This window comes from Modestobacter excelsi (assembly GCF_005930495.1).
Classification (GTDB): Bacteria; Actinomycetota; Actinomycetes; order Mycobacteriales; family Geodermatophilaceae; genus Modestobacter; species Modestobacter excelsi.
The window spans coordinates 1-19054 of the sequence record NZ_SJEX01000050.1 but is presented as its reverse complement, the minus strand read 5'-3'; the positions used below and the strand labels follow the sequence as shown (position 1 = coordinate 19054).

Below are 19054 nucleotides of genomic sequence, written 5' to 3'. Positions count from 1 at the left end.
CCGACGGAGACCAACGATGTCGTCCCCCCGCCCCACAGCAGCCCCGCGCGGGCGCGTCGCCGTCCTCGGCGGCGGCCCGGCCGGCATGGCCACCGCACTCTCGGTCCACCAGGCCGGCCACGACGTGGTCGCCTTCGAGCGCTACCACGAAGCCCGTCCCGCCGGGAACGTGCTCAACCTCTGGCCTCCGCCGGTGAAGGCGCTGGGGCTCCTGGGCGTGGACACGACCGACCTGGGCGCCCCCTGCCAGTCGCAGTTCCGCAGCATCAACGGCAAGGTCCGCGCGACCGTGAAGAGCGACCCCGAGATCGAACGGGCCTACGGGCGCGGCGGCGGCTTCATCGGGCTCCTCCGACCGGAGCTGTACGAGCGGATGCTGGCCGCGTTGCCCCCGGGTGTCCTGCGAACCGACCAGCAGGTCGACCGGATCGAGCAGGACGAACGGGCGGTGACGCTGCACTTCACCGACGGCAGCACCCACGAGGCCGACGTGCTCGTCGGCGCCGACGGCATCAACTCGCTGGTCCGCAGCACGCTGTGGGGGGACACCCCGATCCGCGAACATCGACTGCACGCCATCGCCGGGTTCACCTTCGCCGACGACATCGGTGGGGAGACCGGCATGTGCGTCATCGGGCACGGTCGCGAGGTGCAGGGCAGCTGGACGTCGATCCGGTACAAGGGCCGGGCCGGCTACCAGTGGTGGGTGCTGGAGGCAACCGACCCCCAGGTACCGCCCCCGGCAGACCTCCTTGCCCGAGCTGAAGAGCTTGGGCGCGGCTTCCCCCACCCGCTGCCGGCGCTGATTGCCCGCACGGAGCGGGAGAACGTCCAGCGGTGGGTGCTGCGCGACCGCGGCTACCTCGACCAGTGGTCGAAGGGGCGCGTCACGCTGGCCGGCGACGCGGCGCACGCGACGTCGCCCTATGCGGCGTACGGGGCGGGCATGGCGATCGAGGACGGCTACTTCATCGGCCGCACCCTGCGGGGTGTCGACCTCACCGACCCTGCCGCGGTGACCCGCGCGCTGCAGTCCTACGAGGAGCCGCGGAAGCCGCACGTGAACTTCCAGGTCAAGATGGCCTACCAGAACGGGCAGATGTTCCATCACGCGCCTCGGCTGCTGCAGCCGGTCCGCGACTTCCTGTTCGACCACACCCCGTTCCTGCAGAAGGTCGTGGGTGACACGAACCCCAAGGAGATCAACAAGCAGCTGGCGCTGATCACCGACTGAGCCTCCCACGCAGCGCAAGGACGGAGATCCATGACGACCGACGCAGGGCTCGACCGCACCGACCCCGAGGGCGCCATCGCGGCCGCCGCCAAGCGCTGCTCCAACTGGGGCCGCTGGGGTGCCGATGACGTGCTGGGCACGCTGAACTTCCTCACCGAGGACAAGCGCGTCGAGGGTGCCCGGCTGGTCCGCCGCGGGGTGAGCTTCTCCCTGTCGCAGAGCTTCGACATGGACGGCCCGCAGAAGGGCTGGCGGCGGCGCACCAACCCCGTCCACACCATGCTGGACACCGGCACCGACGCCGAGCGCGGCGTGCAGGGCTTCCCGCACGGCATCGGCGGCGCCGACGACTCGAGCCGTACCGGGGCGACGACGGGTTCCTGCAGCTGGACATGCGGGTCAGCGTCAACGGCGAGCAGATCGGCCAGGACCTCTGTCCAACATGGGCTGGCCGTTCGAGGAGCTCATCAACTACGCCTCCCGCGGCACCGAGGTGCGCGCCGGGGACGTGCTCGGCTCGGGCACCTGCGGCAACGGCGGCTGCCTGGCCGAGCTGTGGGGCACCCGCGCCGACGACGCTCCCCCGCCGCTGCAGCCCGGCGACGTCGTCGAGATGACCGTCGAGGGCATCGGCGCCATCCGCAACCAGGTGGTCGCTGGGGTTGACCTACCGCCGACAGCGCCAGCTCGTCGCCGCGCCCGCAGTCGGGCACGGTCGAGCTGAGGTGTCACGCCGCGCAGGCACGGCCCTGGCGCGTTTCCTGTTGGCAACTCGTCGTTCTCTGGAGGCTTCCTTCGCGATCGGGCGCCAAGCCGGCGAACCAGCTCCTCTGGTCAGAACTCAGACGAAGGCTGACAGACCCGTGATCGCCCGCCCGACGATCAGGGCCTGCACGGTGTCGGTGCCCTCGAAGGTGTAGATCGCTTCCACGTCCGCGAGGTGGCGGGCGACGTGGTGGTCCAGCTGGATCCCGTTGCCGCCGAGCATGTCCCGAGCCATGGCACAGACCCGCCGCGCCCTTCGGGCGATTCAGCCGGACGAGGGCCACGCGGCCACGGCGCTCGAGCAGCACCGTCTCGAACCGCTGCTCTGCAACGCCGTCGGTCACGAGGTCGTCTTCGCTGCGCTGTGCTCGCGGATGACGTTGATGACCGTGGAGAAGTCCTGCCCGGCCCGGTCGCCCTCGGCCAGCTGCGTGTAGATCTGCGCGGCCGCCAGACCGAGCTGTGCGTCGACCCCGCTGGCGGAGACCGCGTTGGCGGCCAGGCCGAGGTCCTTGGCCATCAGCGCCGCAGCGAAGCCCGGGGCGAAGTCGCGGTTCGCCGGGCTCGTGGGCACCGGGCCGGGAACCGGGCAGTTGGTGTTCAGCGCCCAGCACTGGGCGGTCGCATTGGAGGCCACCTCGAAGAGCGCCTCGTTGGTCAGGCCCAACGCCTCGCCGAGCACGAAGGCCTCGCTGACAGCGATCATGGAGACGCCGAGGATCATGTTGTTGCAGACCTTGGCCGCCTGGCCGGCACCTGACGCGCCGCAGTGCACCACCTTGCGGGCCATCGCTGACAGGACCGGGGCGACCTCGGCGAAGTCCTCGTCGGTGGCCCCGACCATGAACGTCAGCGTTCCCGCCGCTGCTCCGACCGTGCCGCCGGACACCGGAGCATCGAGGGCGCGGTGTCCGGCAGCCGCCGCGGCAGCAGCCGCCGTCCGCGCGTCCGCCACGTCGATCGTCGAGCTGTCGACGAACACCGTGCCGGGCTGCGCGGCGGCCAGCAGGCCCTCGACGCCGTCGGATCCCTGGTAAGCGGACAGCACGTGCCGGCCGGCGGGCAGCATCGTGATGACGATGTCGGCCTCACGAACCGCCTCGGCTCCAGAGGCGGCGACCGTGACGCCGGCAGCAGCAGCTGCCTCGAGGGCCGCGGGCACCAGGTCGAACCCGGTGACGGAGTGACCCGCCTTGACCAGGTTGGCCGCCATCGGGCCACCCATGTTGCCCAGCCCCACCATGGCGACCCGCCGGGGGGTCGTCGTGGACGGGGCACTCGTCGTCGAGTCGGTCATCGTCTGGCTCCTGTCGATGGGGAGGATCGGTCGAGGTGCAGGTCGCGCTCGCCGAGCGGCGCGAAGTACGCGTCGACGTCGGCAGCGCTGACCTCGGCCAGCGTCGCCGGGCGCCATCGGGGGTTGCGGTCCTTGTCGATGACCTGGGCCCTGATGCCCTCGGTGAAGTCATGCCCGGCAAGGCACCGCGCGGCGATGCGGAGGTCACGGACAAGTGCGCTGTGCAGGTCGGGGTCGGCCGCCGCCTCCCGGAAGGACCGCAGCGCCACCTTCAGTGAGGTCGGTGACGATCGGGCCAGGATCGTCCGGGCGCGCTCCGGGCCGTCGCCGGACAAGGAGTCGAGAGCGGCAAGCACCTCCTCGATCGAGTCGCGGTCGTATGCGAGATCGATCCAGTGCCGCTCGGCCGCCAACGGGCTCGGCGGGGGCACGACCGCCAGCCGGGCGATGGCCCCGTCGACGTCCCCGGTCGACAGGGCTGTCAGCAGCTCACCGCGCTGCCCGCGGGGCACGAACGCGTCGGCGAACCCGAGGTGGATGGCGTCGGCCGGACCCATGCGGGCGCCGGTCAGCGCGGCGTGCAGCCCCAGTTGCCCCGGGGCCCGGGCCAGCAGGAACAAGCCGCCGACGTCGGGCACGAAGCCGATGCCGACCTCGGGCATGGCGATCGTGGAGTTCTCCTCCACGATCCGGTGGGAAGCGTGGGTGGAGATGCCGACCCCGCCACCCATGACGATGCCGTCCATGAGCGCGACGACGGGTTTCGGGTAGTCCGCGATGGTGGCGTCCAGCCGGTACTCGGCGGCCCAGTAGTCGATCGACGCGGTGCCACCGGCGCGTGCATCGGAGTAGATGGCCACGATGTCGCCGCCGGCACAGAGCCCTCGTTCGCCGGCGCCGTCGATCACCACGAGCCGGACGGCGGAGTCGTCCGCCCACGAGTCGAGGGCCGACTGCATCAGTTCGACCATCTCGTACGACAGCGCGTTGATCGACCGGGGCCGGTTGAGCGTCAGGTGCCCGAGCCCGTCGTGCACTCGCACGAGGACGGCCGGCTCGACAGCCGCATCATCCCCAGCGGCGCTCACGCCGACCGGCCCAGGAGCTCCCGGCTGACGATCAGCCGCATGATCTCGTTGGTGCCCTCGAGGATCTGATGGACCCGCAGGTCCCGCACGATCTTCTCCACGCCGTACTCGGCGAGGTAGCCGTAACCGCCGTGCAGCTGCAGGGCCTTGTTCGCGACCTCGAAGCCTGCGTCGGTGACGAACCTCTTCGCCATGGCGCACAACGTCACCATGTCCGGAGCGTGGGCGTCCAACGCGCTCGCGGCGCGCCACAGGAAGGTGCGTGCCGCCTCGAGCTCGGTGGCCATGTCGGCGATGTCGAACTGCAGGGCCTCGAACCGGCTGAGCGGCCCACCGAAGGCATGTCGCTCCCCCAGGTAGCGGATCGACGCCGCGAGGGCCGCCGATGCCCCACCCAGCGAGCTCGCCGCGATGTTGAGCCGTCCCCCGTTGAGGCCGGACATGGCGATCCTGAACCCGTCGCCCTCCTGGCCCAGTCGGGCGGACGCCGGCACCCGGACGTCCTCCAGGATGACCTGGCGGGTGGGCTGGGTGTTCCAGCCCATCTTCACCTCGTCCGGGCCGAACGAGACCCCCGGTGTGTCCTTGTCCACGACGAACGCGGTGATCCCCCGCGGCCCGGTGTCCGCCGTCCGGGCCAGGACCACGTAGGTCTGTGACGTGCCGGCCCCGGAGATGAACTGCTTGACCCCGGTGAGCCGGTAGTCCGCGTCCTCCCCCGCCCCGTCCCGCACCGCCCGCGTGCTCAACGCGCCGGCATCAGAACCCGCGCCCGGTTCGGTGAGGCAGTAGCTGCCGAAGTTCTCCATGGTCAGCAGCGGCGCCAGGAACTGCGCTCGCTGCTCGTCGTTCCCGTAGGCGTCGATCATCCAGGCGACCATGTTGTGGATCGACAAGTAGCTGGCCGTGGACGGACAGCCGGCGGCAAGTGCCTCGACGATGAGGACGGCATCGAGCCGGCTGAGCCCGGACCCGCCGGAGGACTCCTGCACGTAGATGCCGCCCATCCCCAGGTCGGCGGCCTTGCGCAGGACGTCTGCCGGGAAGCGGTGCGCGCGGTCCCACTCCACGGCGTGCGGGGTGATGTTGTCGGCGGTGAACTCGGCGACCATCGCGACCAGGTCGCGCTGGTCGTCGCTGATGGTGAACAAGGGGAACGTCCTCCGGTGCTCTGGGCGGGCGTCGATGCGGGTCAGGGCCCGGGGGTGACGGGCCGGGGGGCAGGAGCCGAGGCCAGCTTGACGTTGATCTGCTTGATGCTGGTGAAGGACTCGAGCATCCCCTCGAGGGAGAACTCCCGGCCGATGCCGCTGGCCTTCAGACCGCCGTAGGACTGGCCGACCAGCTGGCCACCGCCCTGGTTGACCTGGACCCAGCCGGACTCGATGCGGTTCGCGGCGGTGATGGCCCGGTCCAGGTCATGGCACCACAGGAACGCGGCCAGCCCGTAGTGGCTGTCGTTGGCCATCGCCAGCACCTCGGCGTCCTCCCGCCAGGGGATGACGACCATGACCGGCCCGAAGATCTCCTCCCGGGTGAGCCGCCAGTCGTTCTCGGCCCGGGAGAACACGGTCGGGCCGAGGTAGTAGCCGTCCAGCCCGCTCGGGACCTGAGCAGCGCCGTCGAGGGCGGTCACGACGCCGGAACGGCTCTGCCCCTCGTCGATGTAGTCGCGCACCGAGTCGTACTGCTTCTGGTTGATCAGGGCGCCCATGTCGCTGCGCTCGTCGAGCGGGTCGCCCACGACGAAGGTCTTCAACTTCGCCACCACGCGGTCGAGGACCTCGTCGTAGACGTCCTCGTGCAGGTACAGGCGCGACCCGGCAGTGCAGCTCTGCCCCTGCCGGGTGAAGCGCATGCCGGTCAGGATGCCGTCGACCGTGGCATCGATGTAGGCGTCCTGGGCCGCGTCGGGCCACACGATCGTCGGGCTCTTGCCCCCGAGCTCCAGCGACACGGGGACGACGCGCTCCCCCGCCTTGGCGCCCACCCCGCGGCCGACCTCGGTGGAGCCGGTGAAGGAGACCTTGTCCACGCCGGCGTGGGTCACCAGGGCCTCCCCCACGACGGAGCCACGACCGGTCACCACGTTGAGGACGCCCGCAGGCAGGAACCGGGCGCAGATCTCGGCCAGCTTGAGGATCGTGAGCGGCGCGTCCTCGGCCGGCTTGACCACCAGGGTGTTCCCCGCCGCCAGCGCAGCAGGGATCTTCATGCCGGCGATCATGAGCGGCGAGTTCCACGGCAGGATGGCACCGACGACGCCGACCGGCTCCCGGACGCTGTACTGCAGCTGACCCTCCCCGGCCGGGAGCACGACGCCCTTGAGCTCGCCGGCGATGCCACCGAAGTAGCGGAACAGGGTCGCCAGCGTCTGGCTCTCCGGCCGGGCCTGGGTGCGCAGCGCGTTGCCGGTGTCCGCCGCGGTCAGCAGGGACATCTCCTCAGCTGCGGCGAACAGGGCGTCGGCGATGGCCAGCAGCACCCGCTGCCGCTCGGTGAAGGGCAACCCGCGCCAACCGGGCAATGCCGCTCGGGCGGCGGCGACGGCGCGGTCGACGTCCTGGCTGCCGCCGGTGGGGACGCGTCCGATGACGGTCAGCGAACCCGGGGAGACGACGTCGGTCCACTGGCCGCCCGCGGCGGGGACGAACTCACCGCCGATGAGCATCGGCACGTCACCGGAGACGGGAGCCTCGTGGCCTCCGGCCGACGGCGTGGGGTCTGTGGTGGTGGTCATGAGGCGCACCCTTCACTGAGTTCCGCCGGCGGGCCTGGCCCTCCGGCGGTCGTCCGACGTTGGACGAACCCAGATTGCGCTGTGCGTCTGCCATCAGTCGATACCCACTCTCGCAGTGTCATTCTGCAAAGATGCAGACGTGACCGTGGATCCTGGCGACCTGACGGCCCTGCTCGCCGTCGTGCGGGGCCGGACTTTCACCGCAGCGGCCACGAGTCTGGGGGTCAACCACACGACCGTGGCGCGGCGGATCCGCTCGCTCGAGCAGGCGCTGGGTGAGCGACTGCTGGTGGCAGCACCGGGGGGCTGGGAGCTCACTGCCACCGGCCGCGAGGTCCTCGCGACGGCCGAGGCCATCCAGACAGCGCTCGACCACCTGCCCCACGGCAGCTCGCGCGCGTCACGGCAGCAGCTGCGCGGTCTGGTGCGCGTCAACAGCACCGAGGTCTTCGGCATCAAGGTCGTGGCGCCGGCGCTGACGACGGTCCGTCGCGAGCACCCGGGCATCAGCTTCGAACTCGCGTCGGTGACTCGACCGACGCCCGCTTACGGAGCCGCCGCCGACCTGGACGTGGGTGTCACTCGACCGTCGTCACCCAGGCTCCAGGTGAAGCGACTCGTCGACTACGAGCTGGCTCTGTTCGCAGCGCCGTCCTACCTGGCCGAGAACGGGGAGCCGTCGTCCCTGGCCGACCTGGCGCAGCACAACCCGGTCTACTACGTGGAGTCGATGCTGCAGGTGGCTGACCTGGACCTCGTCGACAGGTTGTTCCCGCGGCGGGCCGAGGTGCTGGGGGCGACCAGTGTGCTGGCTCAGCTGGAGATGACGCGACGTGGCGCAGGCATCGGCCTGCTGCCGGTCTTCCTCGCCGTCGACGCCCCCGAACTCGTCCGGGTGCTCCCCCATGCGACAAGTGCTTCGTTGACGTTCTGGCTCTCCGCGCGAACGGAGAACCTCCGCCGTGCCGAGGTCGCCGCCGTGGCCGCGTCGATCGAGGCCCAGTGCCACCGGGTGTTCGGGTCGCTGCCCGCGCCCGCCGGGGCCACCCGCCGCTGAGCCCGCGCGTTCGGCCGGCGCCCGCCCCGCGCTCTTCGTGGAACCGCTCGGGCAGGGCTCACGACCCTGGCGAGGCGTCGGTGACGTCGAGCTCGTGTGGGCCGAGGGGGGCGACGTAGGCGTCCACTTCGTCTGCACTCACCGCCGCCAAGGTGCTGGGCGCCCACGTCGGGACCCCGTCGCGGTCGATGACCGTCGCACGGATGCCCTTCTGCACGTCATGCCCGACGACGAGCCGCGTTGCGACCCGGAACTCACGGCGCAGTGTCTCCGCGACACTCGCGTCCGACTGCGCGTCCCGCGATGAACGGAAGACCACCTTGAACGCGGTGGGCGGGAGCTCGGACAGGCGGGTGGCGGCAGCGCGCGCCTGGGCGTTCCCCGAAGCACTGAGCAGGTGCACGACGTCCTCGACGCGGTCGGCCGCGTAGCAGGCATCGATCCACGGCCGTTGGCCGCGGAGCTCGCTCTCGGGGAGCGGTGCGGCATCGAGGAGGTCCAGCGCGTCGTCCACCGTGCTGTCGGCAAGGGCGTCCAGGAGGGTAGAGCGGTCCCGGGTGGGCACGCAGGAGTCGGCGAATCCGCAGTAGAGCGCATCGGCGGCGTCCATCCGGTCACCTGTCAGGGCGAGGTGAGCACCGACCCGGCCTGGGGCACGGGCGAGCAGGTACGTGGTCCCCGAGCCCGGGGGCAGCCCGATGGCGATCTCCGGCATGGCCAGCACCGAGTCGGGCTCGACGACGTGGACGCCGGCGTCACCTCGCCAGCGATCGAGCTGGAGCTGCATGGTCGTGACCATGTCGTGCGTCAGGGCGTTCAGGACCTCCGGTCGATCGAGCGTCATGCGACCGACGCCACCGGGCTCGTGGACCGGGCAGGCGCGTCGAGGCAGCGGCCAGTGCACCGCCACTCTGCGGCACAGGTGCTCGCCACGCGCCGTGGCATCGAGCGGACATGATGCCGGCGGACGGTCCGAGCCTGCACGGGGACGCACACTCCGTCCAGAATCACCTCATGAGCCTGCCCTCGGTCACTGCCGCACTCGTCGCTGATCACTCCGGTGCCGACGAGGTCCTCGAACGCCGGCCTCTGGCCCTGTCGGACCTCGGGACCGGAGACGTCACCATCGAGGTGACCTGGTCGAGCGTGAACTACAAGGACGCACTCGCGTCCCGCAAGTCGGGCAAGGTGGCTCGCATCTCCCCGCTCGTGCCCGGGATCGACCTGGCAGGAGTGGTCGTCGACCCGGGGTCGTCAGACCTGCAAGCCGGGCAGGGAGTGCTCGTCCACGGCTACGACCTCGGGGTCGCGCACCACGGTGGTTTCAGCGAACACGCCCGGGTCCCGGCCGAATGGGTGGTGCCGCTTCCCGCGGACCTGACCGACCGGCAGGCCATGATCCTCGGAACGGCGGGCTTCACCGCGGCGATGAGCGTGCTGGCGCTGGAAGAGCACGGCTTGCGTCCGGGCGACGGGCCTGTGCTCGTCACCGGCGCCACCGGCGGGGTGGGCAGCGTCGCGGTGTCCATCCTCGCTGCGCGTGGTCATGAGGTGACCGCTTCCACGGGCAAGAGCGAGGCAACGGACTGGCTCACGTCCCTCGGGGCGGCGGACGTCATCGACCGCGATGCTGTGTCCGGGTCCTCCCGCCCGTTGGAGAAGGAGGTGTGGGCGGGTGCGGTGGACTGCGTCGGCGGCGAGACGCTGGCGCACGTCGTCGCATCGCTGCGTTACGGCGCTGCCGTCGCCGCGTCGGGCAACACCGGAGGTACTGCCGTGGCGACGTCGGTCTTCCCGTTCATCCTCCGGGGCGTCTCACTGCTCGGCATCGACTCGGTGCGCTGCCCCATCGACCGCCGGAAGGAGGTCTGGCGGCGGATGGCAACCGACCTGCGGCCTCCCCGTCTCGACGAGCTGGCCACCGACGAGGTGCCCTTGGACGGTGTCCCGGCTGCGCTGGAGCGGATCCTGTCCGGCGGCGCGCAGGGGCGCACACTCGTACGGATCGGCTGACTCCCGCCCGCCCATGCCGGAGGGCAGCCGTGAGCTCACCGTCGGCGTCCTCGGATGTCATGGCGAGCGCCGAGCCCCGTCGCCTGACCTGGTCGGGTCGTACGGCAGAGTCGGGCCCGTGGAGATCACCGGATCGGCGCAACACGAGGCTTGGCAGGCCCGCGTGCTCCCGCCCGTCGAGCAGCTCCGCCCAGACCTGTGGTCGATACCGGTGCCGATCCCGCACAACCCGCTGCGTTACGTGTCCGTCTACGCCTTCGCCGTCCCGGGCGGACTGGGGCTGGTCGACACAGGGTGGAACAGCGAGATCAGCTGGACTGCGCTCACCAGCGGGCTGGCCGGCATCGGCGCCGACGTGACCGACGTGCGCGGAGTTCTGGTCACCCACCTGCACGCCGACCACCTGGGCCTGGCCGGGCGGGTGCGTGCCGAGTCCGGCGCGTGGATCGCCATGCACCCCGCCGATGCGGCCGTGGTCGAGGCCATGAACGGGCAGGACGGCATCGCCGCAACGACCGCGGAGGTCGACTTCCTGGTCGGTCTGGGTGCCGACCGCAGCGACGCGGTGAGCGACGTGGGCTCTCCGGAGTCGATGGAGCACTTCCTCAGCATGGCGATCCCGGACCGCCTACTCGAGCACGGCGACCTCGCCGGTTTCGACGGCTGGCAGCTGCGTGCCGTGCACACGCCGGGTCACACACCCGGCCACCTGTGCTTCAGCGAGGAACGCACCGGCTTGTTCTTCGCTGGTGACCACGTACTGCCCCGGATCAGCCCGAACATCTCCACCGGCGTGCGAGGCGAGGCGGACCCGTTGCGGTCCTACCTGCAGTCGCTGGGCGGCGTGCGCGACCTGGCGCCCAGCGAGGTGCTCCCGGCGCACGAGTGGCGCTTCACGGGCCTGGCGGACCGGGCCGACCAGCTCCTCGCTCACCACGAACAGCGGCTCGCCGAGCTGCTGGACGCAGTGCGCGCGCACCCGGACAGCACCCCGTGGCAGCTCGCCGCACATCTGACGTGGTCCAGGCCGTGGTCGTCCTACGAGCGTCGGATGCGGATCTTCGCCGTCACGGAGACCGACGCCCACCTGCGGCTGCTGGCCAGCCGGGGCCTCGTGCGGACGGACGGCGGCGCGGTCCCGACCTGGACCGCCGCCGCCCGCTGAGCGGGTCGCAAACACCGGGACGTCTGCAGGACACCTGCCCGGTCCACCCAGCTGACCGACGTGGCCCCACCGGCCAGGCATCGTGCGGGACCGCTGACGCTCCACCCCTTCTGCATCCTTGACGTGGCCGGAACGAAGTCACGTCGACTGGCCCTCGAGCCGGGAAGTGGACCGGTCGGCGACGAACCGCGTCGCGCAGGTCAGCAACAGATGCGGCGCGCGCGGCGGCACACGACCCCGCCGACGTGAACGATCGTTGACCACGACGGGGTTGCCAACCGTTCGGGGAGCCAGCAGCCGGCGACTTGCTGGCTGCCGCACGATCAGGGGACAGTGGTATCACTCTCACGGGTTGTCCACCGCTGAGAGGCGCGCCAGACGCCGGTCAGGTGGGCATGCAGTTCCCGGCGGGAGACAGCCCTCCGCGAAGAACTAGCTGTAGCCCTTCGTCGGTGTCTGGGGCGACTCCGCCTCCCGGTTGGGCGCGTCGTCGTCGGGCGGCCGCGGGTCCTCGACCTGCGGGTGCGGGTCGTCGCCGCGGTCGCGGGCGCGTCCGGCGCCGGGCAGGCCCGACACCACCTGGTGAAGGTCGTCGATGAGCTCGAGTATCGCGTGCAGGTCGGTCGGCACCCGCCCCAGGTCGGCGGTGCGCGGGAGGGAGCCGGATTCCAGTCCGCCCAGCAGCCGCGGCACCTGGTCGGTGAGCGCGGCCAGGGCGGCGGCCCTCTCCTCGCTGAGCAGCGCGGGCAGGCGGCGGTCGAGCAGCGTGCCCAGCGCACGGGCCGCGTCGTCGGTGAGCTCGCGGTCGAGCCGGGTCAGCAGGCGGAGGGCCGCGGCCGGCTGCCCGCTCCGGAGCAGTCTCTCGGTGCGGTCGAGGTTCTCGTCGGACAGCATCCGGTCCAGCCGGGTGCCGACCCGCGACAGCCGCTCGTCGTCGAGCAGGGCGCCAGCCCGGTCCACCAGGCGCGGGACGCGGTCGGCGGCGAGCAGGGCGTCGAGCCGGTCCAGCAGACGCAGGACGCGCTCGTCGGCCGCGAGGTCCAGCAGCGTGCGCACGCGCTCGTCGGCGGCCAGGTCGAGGGCCTGCTGGACCCGGTCACCGGTCAGCAGGTCCAGGATCCGGTCGACCCGTTCGTCGGTGAGGACGTCGAGGGTTCGGTCGACCCGGTCGCCGGTGACGAGCTCGAGGGCCCGCACGACCCGGTCGTCCCCGGCCAGGTCGAGGGCGCGCTCCACGCGCTCGTCGGCCAGGTGGTCCAGCAACCGGTCGACGCGGGGCAGCAGGTCGGCGGCCAGCAGCCGGTCAAGCCCGTCGGCGAGCCGGTCCAGCCGGCCCGAGGACAGCAGGCCGTCAAAGGCGTCGAGGACGCGTGGCACGACGTCGGCGCGCGACCCCAGCGTGTCCACGGCGCGGGTGACCGCCTCGACCCGCTCCGGCGCCAGCGCGGCGCCGAGCCGGTCGACGAGCGCGCCCAGGGTCGCGACCCGCTCCGGCGTCGCGACTGCGGCGACGCGCCGCACGACGTCGGCCGCCACCTCGACCGCCTCGGGACCCACCGCCGCCGCCCGGGCCACCGCGGGCCCGGCGCCGTCGAGTAGGGAGCGGGTGCGGCGCAGGACGTCGTCGGCCAGGGGCAGCAGCGTCTCGGCGCGCGGCAGTGCCGCGCTGAGGCTGCGGACGGAGTCGGCGAGCGTCCAGGGCAGGTCGAGGAGGTCCGAGGGACCGGGCAGGCGCACGAGCGTCGTCTACCCGCGCCACCGCACCTGACGCCCCCCGTGACTTCAGACCCCTGGCGTCAGGCCCGAGCGCGCAGCACCTGCTCCAGCGTGCGCGCCGGGTGCCCGGTCAGGTCGGGCACGGCGGCCTGACCCCGGCCATCTCGCCGGCCGCGATCGCGGTGTAGATCGACACCCAGGCCTCGACCTGCCAGTCCGGCGCCCCGTAGGACGCGCGCGAGGCCAACGCCTCCTCGACGGTCGCCGGCACGTAGAGAACCGCCCGGCCGGTGACGGCGGTGAGCACGGCCGCGACCTCGGTCAGCGCCAGCTCCTCCGGCCCGGTCAGGTCGTACGTGCGGCCGGCGTGCGCGGTGGGCTCGCGCAGCATGGCGACGACGGCGGCGATGTCGTCCTGGGCCACAAACGCCACCCGCCCGTCGTCCGCCGGGCCGCGGATGGCGCCGTCCTCCCTCCCCGACCGTGTTGAGGTCGGTGTCACCGCCCTCGGCCAGACAACGGACGACCCAGGGCGGCTTGAGGGGTACGCGAGCATTCGTCGACATTCATTCCCATGTTGGTCAGGTGAAGTCGAGAAGCTGCGCGCGGCAGGTGTCGACGCCCAACTGCTGGACGTCGCCGGCATGAGCCGCGCCTTCTTCGGGATGGCCGCAGTGGCGACGTGTGGCTCGCGCGACCGTCGACAAGGCGGGCGACGCCCTGCGTGTCGTGCTCTCCGACGTCCTCGCGAGCGGAGGACCTGTGACGTGCCGGATGCGAGCAGAGCCCGCCCCTCGGATGATGCGAGCATGCCGACCACCGCCAGCTTCCCGTCCCCGGCCGACGGGCTCGCCATCGCCACGTACGAATGGGACGACGTCACGGGCGGGCCCGTCGGGATCGTCCAGCTGGTGCACGGGTTGGCCGAGCACGGGCCCCGCTACGACCGGTTCGCCCGGGCCTTGAACGCGGCCGGGTTCGTGGTGTCGGCCGCCGACAATCGTGGCCACGGAGCGTCGGTGTCCGAAGATGTCCCACTGGGCAGCTTCGGCGCGGCCGGGGTCGAAGGCTTCGTGGCCGACATCGGCGCGCACGCGCGCCTGCTGGCCTCGCAGCATCCGGACGTGCCGCTGTTCGCCTTCGCCCACTCGCTCGGCTCGATGGGCATGCAGATCGCGCTGCTGGCCGAGCCGGTCCGCTACGGCGGCGTGGTGCTCAGCGGCTCGACGACCCTCGACGGCCTCGGCGGCGTCCTTGCCGGCCTGCCCGCCGACCAGCCGGGGCTGGCCGCGTTCAACGCCGGCTTCGAGCCGCGCACCGACTTCGAATGGCTCAGCCGCGACCCCGCGGAGGTCGACGCTTACGTGGCCGACCCGCTTTGCGGCTTTCCTACCGAGGACGCGATCATCGGCGGCGTCCTGGGGCAGGCCGAGCGCACCGCCGAGCCGTCGCAGATCCGGCCGGACCTGCCGCTTCTGCTGATCTCTGGCGACCGGGACCCGGTCGGCGGCCCGGGCGGGAGCAATGTCATGGCACTGGCCGACCGCTACCGCTCGGCCGGCCTCGCCGACGTCACGGCCACTCTCTACCCCGACGCCCGGCACGAGCTGGTCAATGAGACCATCCGCGACGAGGTCACCGCCGACGTCATCGGCTGGCTCCGGGCGCACCTGCCGGGCCGAGCAGCCTGATTGCCGTCTTCTGGATGTGGCACCTCACTGCGTCAGCCGGTCGCGGGCCGCAAGGGACGAGAGTCTCAAGGCATGTCCCATTCCGTTCTGCTGAGGAGGTGTCCCCTCTGGGACCGCTATGGGTCAGGCGGACGCCGCGGTCCTGACCCCCTCCCGTTAGGCAGACTCGCCACATCGGTGGGCCGCGCGCTCCGGGACTGAGCCGGCACTGGATCGGCACAAGTAGCCACCAAGGTAGGCACCAGGAGCAGCTCAAGCCGCTCTCCCGGACGGAGAACGGCCTGGTCAACGGGTAAGGCCGAGGGGACTCGAACCCCTGAGCCCCACACTGCCAGGCCGTCATGATCACGTTCGCAGAACTGTGCCACCGTGTCGGACACAGGCCCGACCAGCACATTCACGATGCGCCGGATCATGGCGGACAAGCCTGCACGAACCTGGATTCGGAACAACTGCAACCACAACTGCAACCACGCGACCGTGCCGTCGCCGTGCTCGCCTGGCTTCGCGGCTACAACTAATCGGCCCCACACCGGGGATGGATGTCGGGGGATCGAAAAGTCACTGGCAGCGTCAGACCGAAAGCAGACGACCGAGACCCTGTGTGCCGGGGTGGCGCGGACACACATCCTCACCAGCTCCATCGGTCGCTTGACCCTGGACAGGATCCGCCCCTCGCATGTCGAAGGCTGGGTCGTCGAACTCCTGCGTAAAGGCCTGGCGGAGTCGACCATCCGCTCGGCCTACACGGTCCTGCGCGCAATCCTGGACACGGCAGTTCGCGACGGCGCCATGACGACGACTCCGTCCGCGGCCGTCAGACGGCCGAAGGTGAAGAGCAAGGAGGCCACGCATCTGACTCCGACTCAGGTGGCGGAGCTGCTCAGCGCCGCGCACCAGAGCCGTTACGCGACCCTCTTCGAGCTCCTGGTGCACACGGGGCTGCGCCGAGGCGAAGCCCTCTCGCTGCGGTGGTCCGACGTCGACCTCGATCGGGGGACGCTGCGCGTGCGGGGAACGCTCGCGCGCATCGATGGAGCCCTCCTCGTGACCGAGCCCAAGACCGCGAAGTCCCAACGCGTTGTACCGCTCTCCGACCCCGCCGCCGAACTGCTGCGCAACGTGCAGCACGTCCAGGCCACCGAGCGACAGCTCGCCGGCTCCACCTGGCACGAGACCGGGTTCGTGTTCACCACCGGGACCGGTGAACCGTGCGATCCCCGCAACGCCCTCCGGGCGTTCAAGGCGGCAGCCGCACGAGCGGGCATTCCCGACGCCAGCCTGCACACCCTCCGACACTCGGCGGCCTGCGTGATGCTCACCCACGGCGTCCCGCTCAAGGTGGTCTCGGACATCCTCGGCCACTCTTCGATCGCCATCACCGTCGACGTCTACGGCCACGTCTCCCCGACGAATTCCGGGACGCGGTGGCCACCCTGGGCGCCGTGCTGAGCAACTCAGGGTCGGCTGATGGTGGTCAAAAAAGTGGTCAAACTGTCCGACGAACCAGCAGGGGCCGTTCCCGGTCTCCCGGGAACGGCCCCTGACCTGCATCTTCTTCTGTCGGGCTGACAGGATTTGAACCTGCGACCCCTTGACCCCCAGTCGTCGGCTGGGGGTTCGGGCGAGTTCGCGGATGTGCGTTCGTGCAGGCCAGCGGCCTGGCCGTACCGCCGCGGATCATCGCGGACGGTCCCGAACGAACCCAAATGGTGGTCAAAATGGTGGTCAACCGAGCTGCCGTTGCGGTCCGCTGGGCCAGCGGACCGAGTCATCGGCATGCGGCGGATTCGGCGCCATACAGGCCAGGGGGCGCTGCCGTCAGGAGCGCACTGACACGTCGCTCGGAAGTCGGGTTGGGCCAACCACCGTGACGATCCACGGGGACGCTCGACCCATCGTTGAGTGTGCGGCACGCGGTGGCCGGATCCGGACCGACACCGAGATCGGCGGCTCACCGGTCGGCCGAGAACTCGGCACGCCAACAGATCGCGACGTCTGCCGCCGGACAGATCACCGCAAACAGCGTGAGATCCCCCAGCACTCCCCCGACCATGCAGTGGCCCTGCTGCAGGCACCCACCACGGCCACGCTGATCCCAACCATGCCCACGGTCCCCACCGCGCGCCATGTGACCGGCGCCCGCCCAGACAGGGGCCCCTGCCAGGCCGGTCAGCCGTCGCGCGGCCGTACGCCACGGCGCAGCGAGCCACATGACGATCAGCACGTGCGCCAGCCACCCTGCCCGCCGCTCCCGACATGCGAGCTGGCGCCGGCATCCCGGAGCCACCGTGGCGACGCGGCCACGCGCGTCAGATCCGATTCGCGGTCAAGGAACACCAGGGCGCGGTGTCACCACCTCACCAGGAATTGCGCCTCCTCCGGCGAGAGCACCAGCTGCCGGGAGAAGCGCCGATGCCGAGCCACGCCCAAGAGCCACATCCGGTCGATGCGTTCACCGTCGATCCCGGCGATCACCGGCGGCTCGGCGCGACAGGCTTGCCCGACGCGAGTGACCCAGACCGGCAGGCTGACCGCCGCGTAGCCTCCGAAACCCTCATCGCCGCCTACGGCGGCGACACCCACCGGCTGCTGACCGACCTGGCCGACCACCTCGGCGCCAGCGTGGCCTACGTCGACCGGCCCACGATCGAGGCCCACCTGGAACGACCGCTGTCAGCCGCCGAGTGGTCTGCCAGCGCCTCAGAGATCACTGCGATGGCCTTCGACCAGCACGTCGGAGACGCCGGCACGATCCCCACCGACTGGATCGAGGACGTACTGCGCCGAGCCGGCGTTCCCGGCCGCACGCGAACCGCCAGCTGCCGGACCCGGCCGCCACGTCGCCGGCGATGACGGTCACCCGAACCTGCTCCAGCTGCGGCTACACCGCTGGCTACGCCAGCGCCCCGCTCGCCCATGCGCATCATCCCCGGCACTCCTGCGACAAGCACCGGCTCGCCGCCGACCGAGCCGCTCGTCGAGCCGCCTGCGCCCAGACGCGGGTGAGTCGCGAGTGCACCCATACGGGTGGCCCCCTCGTCCACGGCACCAGAGCCGCCTACGTCAAAGACCGCTGCCGCTGCACCGACTGCACCGCCGCCAACACCGCGGCCTCCCGCCCAGCCAACCGCGAACGCACCTACGGTCGCTCGCAGCCCTACGTCGACGCCCGCCCCGTTCATGACCACATCGCTGCGCTGCGGGCAGCTGGCATCGGCGTCGAGCGCATCGCCCACCTCGCCGACATGGCCCTCAGCTCCGTTCGCGAGATCGCCGACCGCGCCCTCACGAGCTCGACCGACACGCGCCGGGTCCGTCCCACCACGGCCGCCCTGATCCTGAGCATCGACATCGACGACGCCAACCGCGGGCCCCGCAGCCGTGTCGATGCCACCGGCACCCACCGCCGCCTGCAGGCTCTCACCGCCATCGGCTGGGCACCCAAGCTCCTTGCCGCCCAACTCGGTCGCCGGCCGGCCAGTCTCAACCGCAGCATGACCAGTCCGTCGGTCACCGCACGCACCGCGCGCGACGTCGCCGAGCTCTACGAACGCCTGGAAAACCCCCCACCACCACAAGACACCGGCGAGCAGCGAGCTACCGCGAACGCTGCCCGAGCCCATGCGGCCCGCCAAGGCTGGAATCCACCGCTCGCCTGGGACAACATCGACACTGACCCCATGCCCCAGCCGACTGTCAGCACTCCCCCGCCGGACGACGTCGACGGAATGTCCGTCGAACGCGCCCTGACCGGCGACGGCATCCGCTACGACGACCTCACCCGCGCCGAACAGCAGGAAGTCATCCACCGACTCACCACCCGCGGCAGATCGATCCGCGACATCGCCGCACAGCTCGCCACCACCAAACGCACCGTCTCCCGGCGTCGGGCATCCGTTGGCCCGTAGGAACCCGATGAATGCTCGGAGTACGCCGGGGACAGTCCCGACGCCTTCGACGGTGCGAGGGCAGTAGCTGAACCCGCGACCCCCTTGACCCTCAGCTCCCTGCGGGGGTGTCCGCTGCCGTCCGCCGTTGTGCCGTTCATGCAGCTCAGAAGCGTGCTCTGTCCACCAACGTCAGCCTCGGTACGGCGCCGCGCCGTCCGCGCCGCGTTGCTGTACTCGGTCGCTGTACTCGGTTGCGGTACCCGGCCGCCCTGACGACCTTGGCAGCGGGTCAGCTACGCCCGCAGACGCCGTGCCGCCGGACCGTCGCCCTGGCGGCGGCATCCCGAAACTTCCCGATGACGCACGGATCCCCGCCGCCGCATCGCCCCCTCGCC

At 71.3% G+C, this 19054-nt stretch carries 17 protein-coding genes; 9 read left to right on the top strand and 8 right to left on the bottom strand.

Features of this window, described 5'->3' with window-relative positions; translation table 11 throughout:
• The first annotated feature begins 16 nt into the window (after positions 1 to 16).
• Together FHL80_RS16100 and FHL80_RS16090 are read left to right on the top strand one after the other, a co-directional pair.
• Entirely contained in the window at positions 17 to 1234 is a 1218-nt protein-coding gene (locus FHL80_RS16100) for an FAD-dependent oxidoreductase (RefSeq protein WP_138734395.1), read from the top strand.
• Positions 1235 to 1676: 442 nt separating this feature from the next.
• A complete protein-coding gene (locus FHL80_RS16090; protein WP_246078721.1) occupies positions 1677 to 1958 on the top strand; it encodes a fumarylacetoacetate hydrolase family protein in 282 nt (93 codons plus the stop codon).
• Positions 1959 to 2075: 117 nt separating this feature from the next.
• Here FHL80_RS16090 and FHL80_RS16085 read toward each other — a convergent pair whose 3' ends face one another.
• From FHL80_RS16085 to FHL80_RS16065, 5 genes are all read right to left on the bottom strand, one after another.
• A complete protein-coding gene (locus tag FHL80_RS16085; RefSeq protein ID WP_281283487.1) occupies positions 2076 to 2264 on the bottom strand; it encodes an acyl-CoA dehydrogenase family protein in 189 nt (62 codons plus the stop codon).
• Positions 2265 to 2339: 75 nt separating this feature from the next.
• Positions 2340 to 3296, bottom strand: a complete 957-nt coding sequence (mmsB, locus tag FHL80_RS16080; RefSeq protein ID WP_138734393.1) for a 3-hydroxyisobutyrate dehydrogenase — start codon at positions 3294 to 3296, stop codon at positions 2340 to 2342.
• Positions 3293 to 4384 (bottom strand): enoyl-CoA hydratase/isomerase family protein, encoded by a 1092-nt coding sequence (locus tag FHL80_RS16075; RefSeq protein ID WP_138734392.1) that lies wholly within the window; start codon positions 4382 to 4384, stop codon positions 3293 to 3295. The genes mmsB and FHL80_RS16075 overlap by 4 nt, the downstream gene beginning before the upstream one ends.
• Positions 4381 to 5535, bottom strand: a complete 1155-nt coding sequence (locus FHL80_RS16070) for an acyl-CoA dehydrogenase family protein (RefSeq protein WP_138734391.1) — start codon at positions 5533 to 5535, stop codon at positions 4381 to 4383. Before FHL80_RS16070 ends, FHL80_RS16075 begins: the two co-directional genes overlap by 4 nt.
• A 41-nt stretch (positions 5536 to 5576) precedes the next feature.
• Entirely contained in the window at positions 5577 to 7124 is a 1548-nt protein-coding gene (locus FHL80_RS16065; protein ID WP_138734390.1) for an aldehyde dehydrogenase family protein, read from the bottom strand.
• Between the two features lie 139 nt (positions 7125 to 7263).
• Between FHL80_RS16065 and FHL80_RS16060 the strand changes: the two genes are divergently transcribed.
• Positions 7264 to 8181: a LysR family transcriptional regulator gene (locus FHL80_RS16060; protein ID WP_138734389.1), complete on the top strand. Its 918-nt coding sequence runs from the start codon at positions 7264 to 7266 to the stop codon at positions 8179 to 8181.
• Positions 8182 to 8239: 58 nt separating this feature from the next.
• Here the strand turns inward: FHL80_RS16060 and FHL80_RS16055 are convergent, their stop codons facing one another.
• Complete coding sequence (locus tag FHL80_RS16055; RefSeq protein WP_138734388.1) at positions 8240 to 9025, bottom strand: enoyl-CoA hydratase/isomerase family protein; 786 nt, start codon at positions 9023 to 9025, stop codon at positions 8240 to 8242.
• Between the two features lie 110 nt (positions 9026 to 9135).
• Here FHL80_RS16055 and FHL80_RS16050 point away from each other — a divergent pair, with 110 nt between their 5' ends.
• Positions 9136 to 10194, top strand: coding sequence for an oxidoreductase (locus FHL80_RS16050; protein ID WP_342777338.1), 1059 nt, complete (start codon positions 9136 to 9138; stop codon positions 10192 to 10194).
• Positions 10195 to 10312: 118 nt separating this feature from the next.
• A complete protein-coding gene (locus FHL80_RS16045) occupies positions 10313 to 11359 on the top strand; it encodes an MBL fold metallo-hydrolase (RefSeq protein ID WP_216870780.1) in 1047 nt (348 codons plus the stop codon).
• A 432-nt stretch (positions 11360 to 11791) separates the two neighbouring features.
• Here FHL80_RS16045 and FHL80_RS25625 read toward each other — a convergent pair whose 3' ends face one another.
• Together FHL80_RS25625 and FHL80_RS16035 are read right to left on the bottom strand one after the other, a co-directional pair.
• Positions 11792 to 13096 (bottom strand): hypothetical protein, encoded by a 1305-nt coding sequence (locus FHL80_RS25625; protein WP_216870779.1) that lies wholly within the window; start codon positions 13094 to 13096, stop codon positions 11792 to 11794.
• Between the two features lie 109 nt (positions 13097 to 13205).
• The gene (locus FHL80_RS16035) at positions 13206 to 13508 is read right to left on the bottom strand and encodes a Rossmann-fold NAD(P)-binding domain-containing protein (RefSeq protein ID WP_216870778.1); all 303 of its coding nucleotides are present in this window, start codon (positions 13506 to 13508) and stop codon (positions 13206 to 13208) included.
• Positions 13509 to 13884: 376 nt separating this feature from the next.
• On the opposite strand from FHL80_RS16035, the gene FHL80_RS16030 reads away from it, so the two are divergent.
• The 4 genes from FHL80_RS16030 to FHL80_RS16015 all read left to right on the top strand — a co-directional run bounded on the left by FHL80_RS16030 (position 13885) and on the right by FHL80_RS16015 (position 18677).
• Positions 13885 to 14766 carry an alpha/beta fold hydrolase gene (locus tag FHL80_RS16030; RefSeq protein WP_138734385.1) on the top strand — a complete coding sequence of 294 codons (882 nt, stop codon included), beginning with the start codon at positions 13885 to 13887 and terminating at the stop codon, positions 14764 to 14766.
• A 651-nt stretch (positions 14767 to 15417) separates the two neighbouring features.
• Complete coding sequence (locus FHL80_RS16025) at positions 15418 to 16218, top strand: tyrosine-type recombinase/integrase (protein ID WP_216870777.1); 801 nt, start codon at positions 15418 to 15420, stop codon at positions 16216 to 16218.
• A gap of 963 nt (positions 16219 to 17181) precedes the next feature.
• A complete protein-coding gene (locus FHL80_RS16020; protein ID WP_138734383.1) occupies positions 17182 to 17622 on the top strand; it encodes a hypothetical protein in 441 nt (146 codons plus the stop codon).
• Positions 17619 to 18677 (top strand): helix-turn-helix domain containing protein, encoded by a 1059-nt coding sequence (locus FHL80_RS16015; RefSeq protein WP_138734382.1) that lies wholly within the window; start codon positions 17619 to 17621, stop codon positions 18675 to 18677. The genes FHL80_RS16020 and FHL80_RS16015 overlap by 4 nt, the downstream gene beginning before the upstream one ends.
• Positions 18678 to 19054 lie beyond the last annotated feature (377 nt).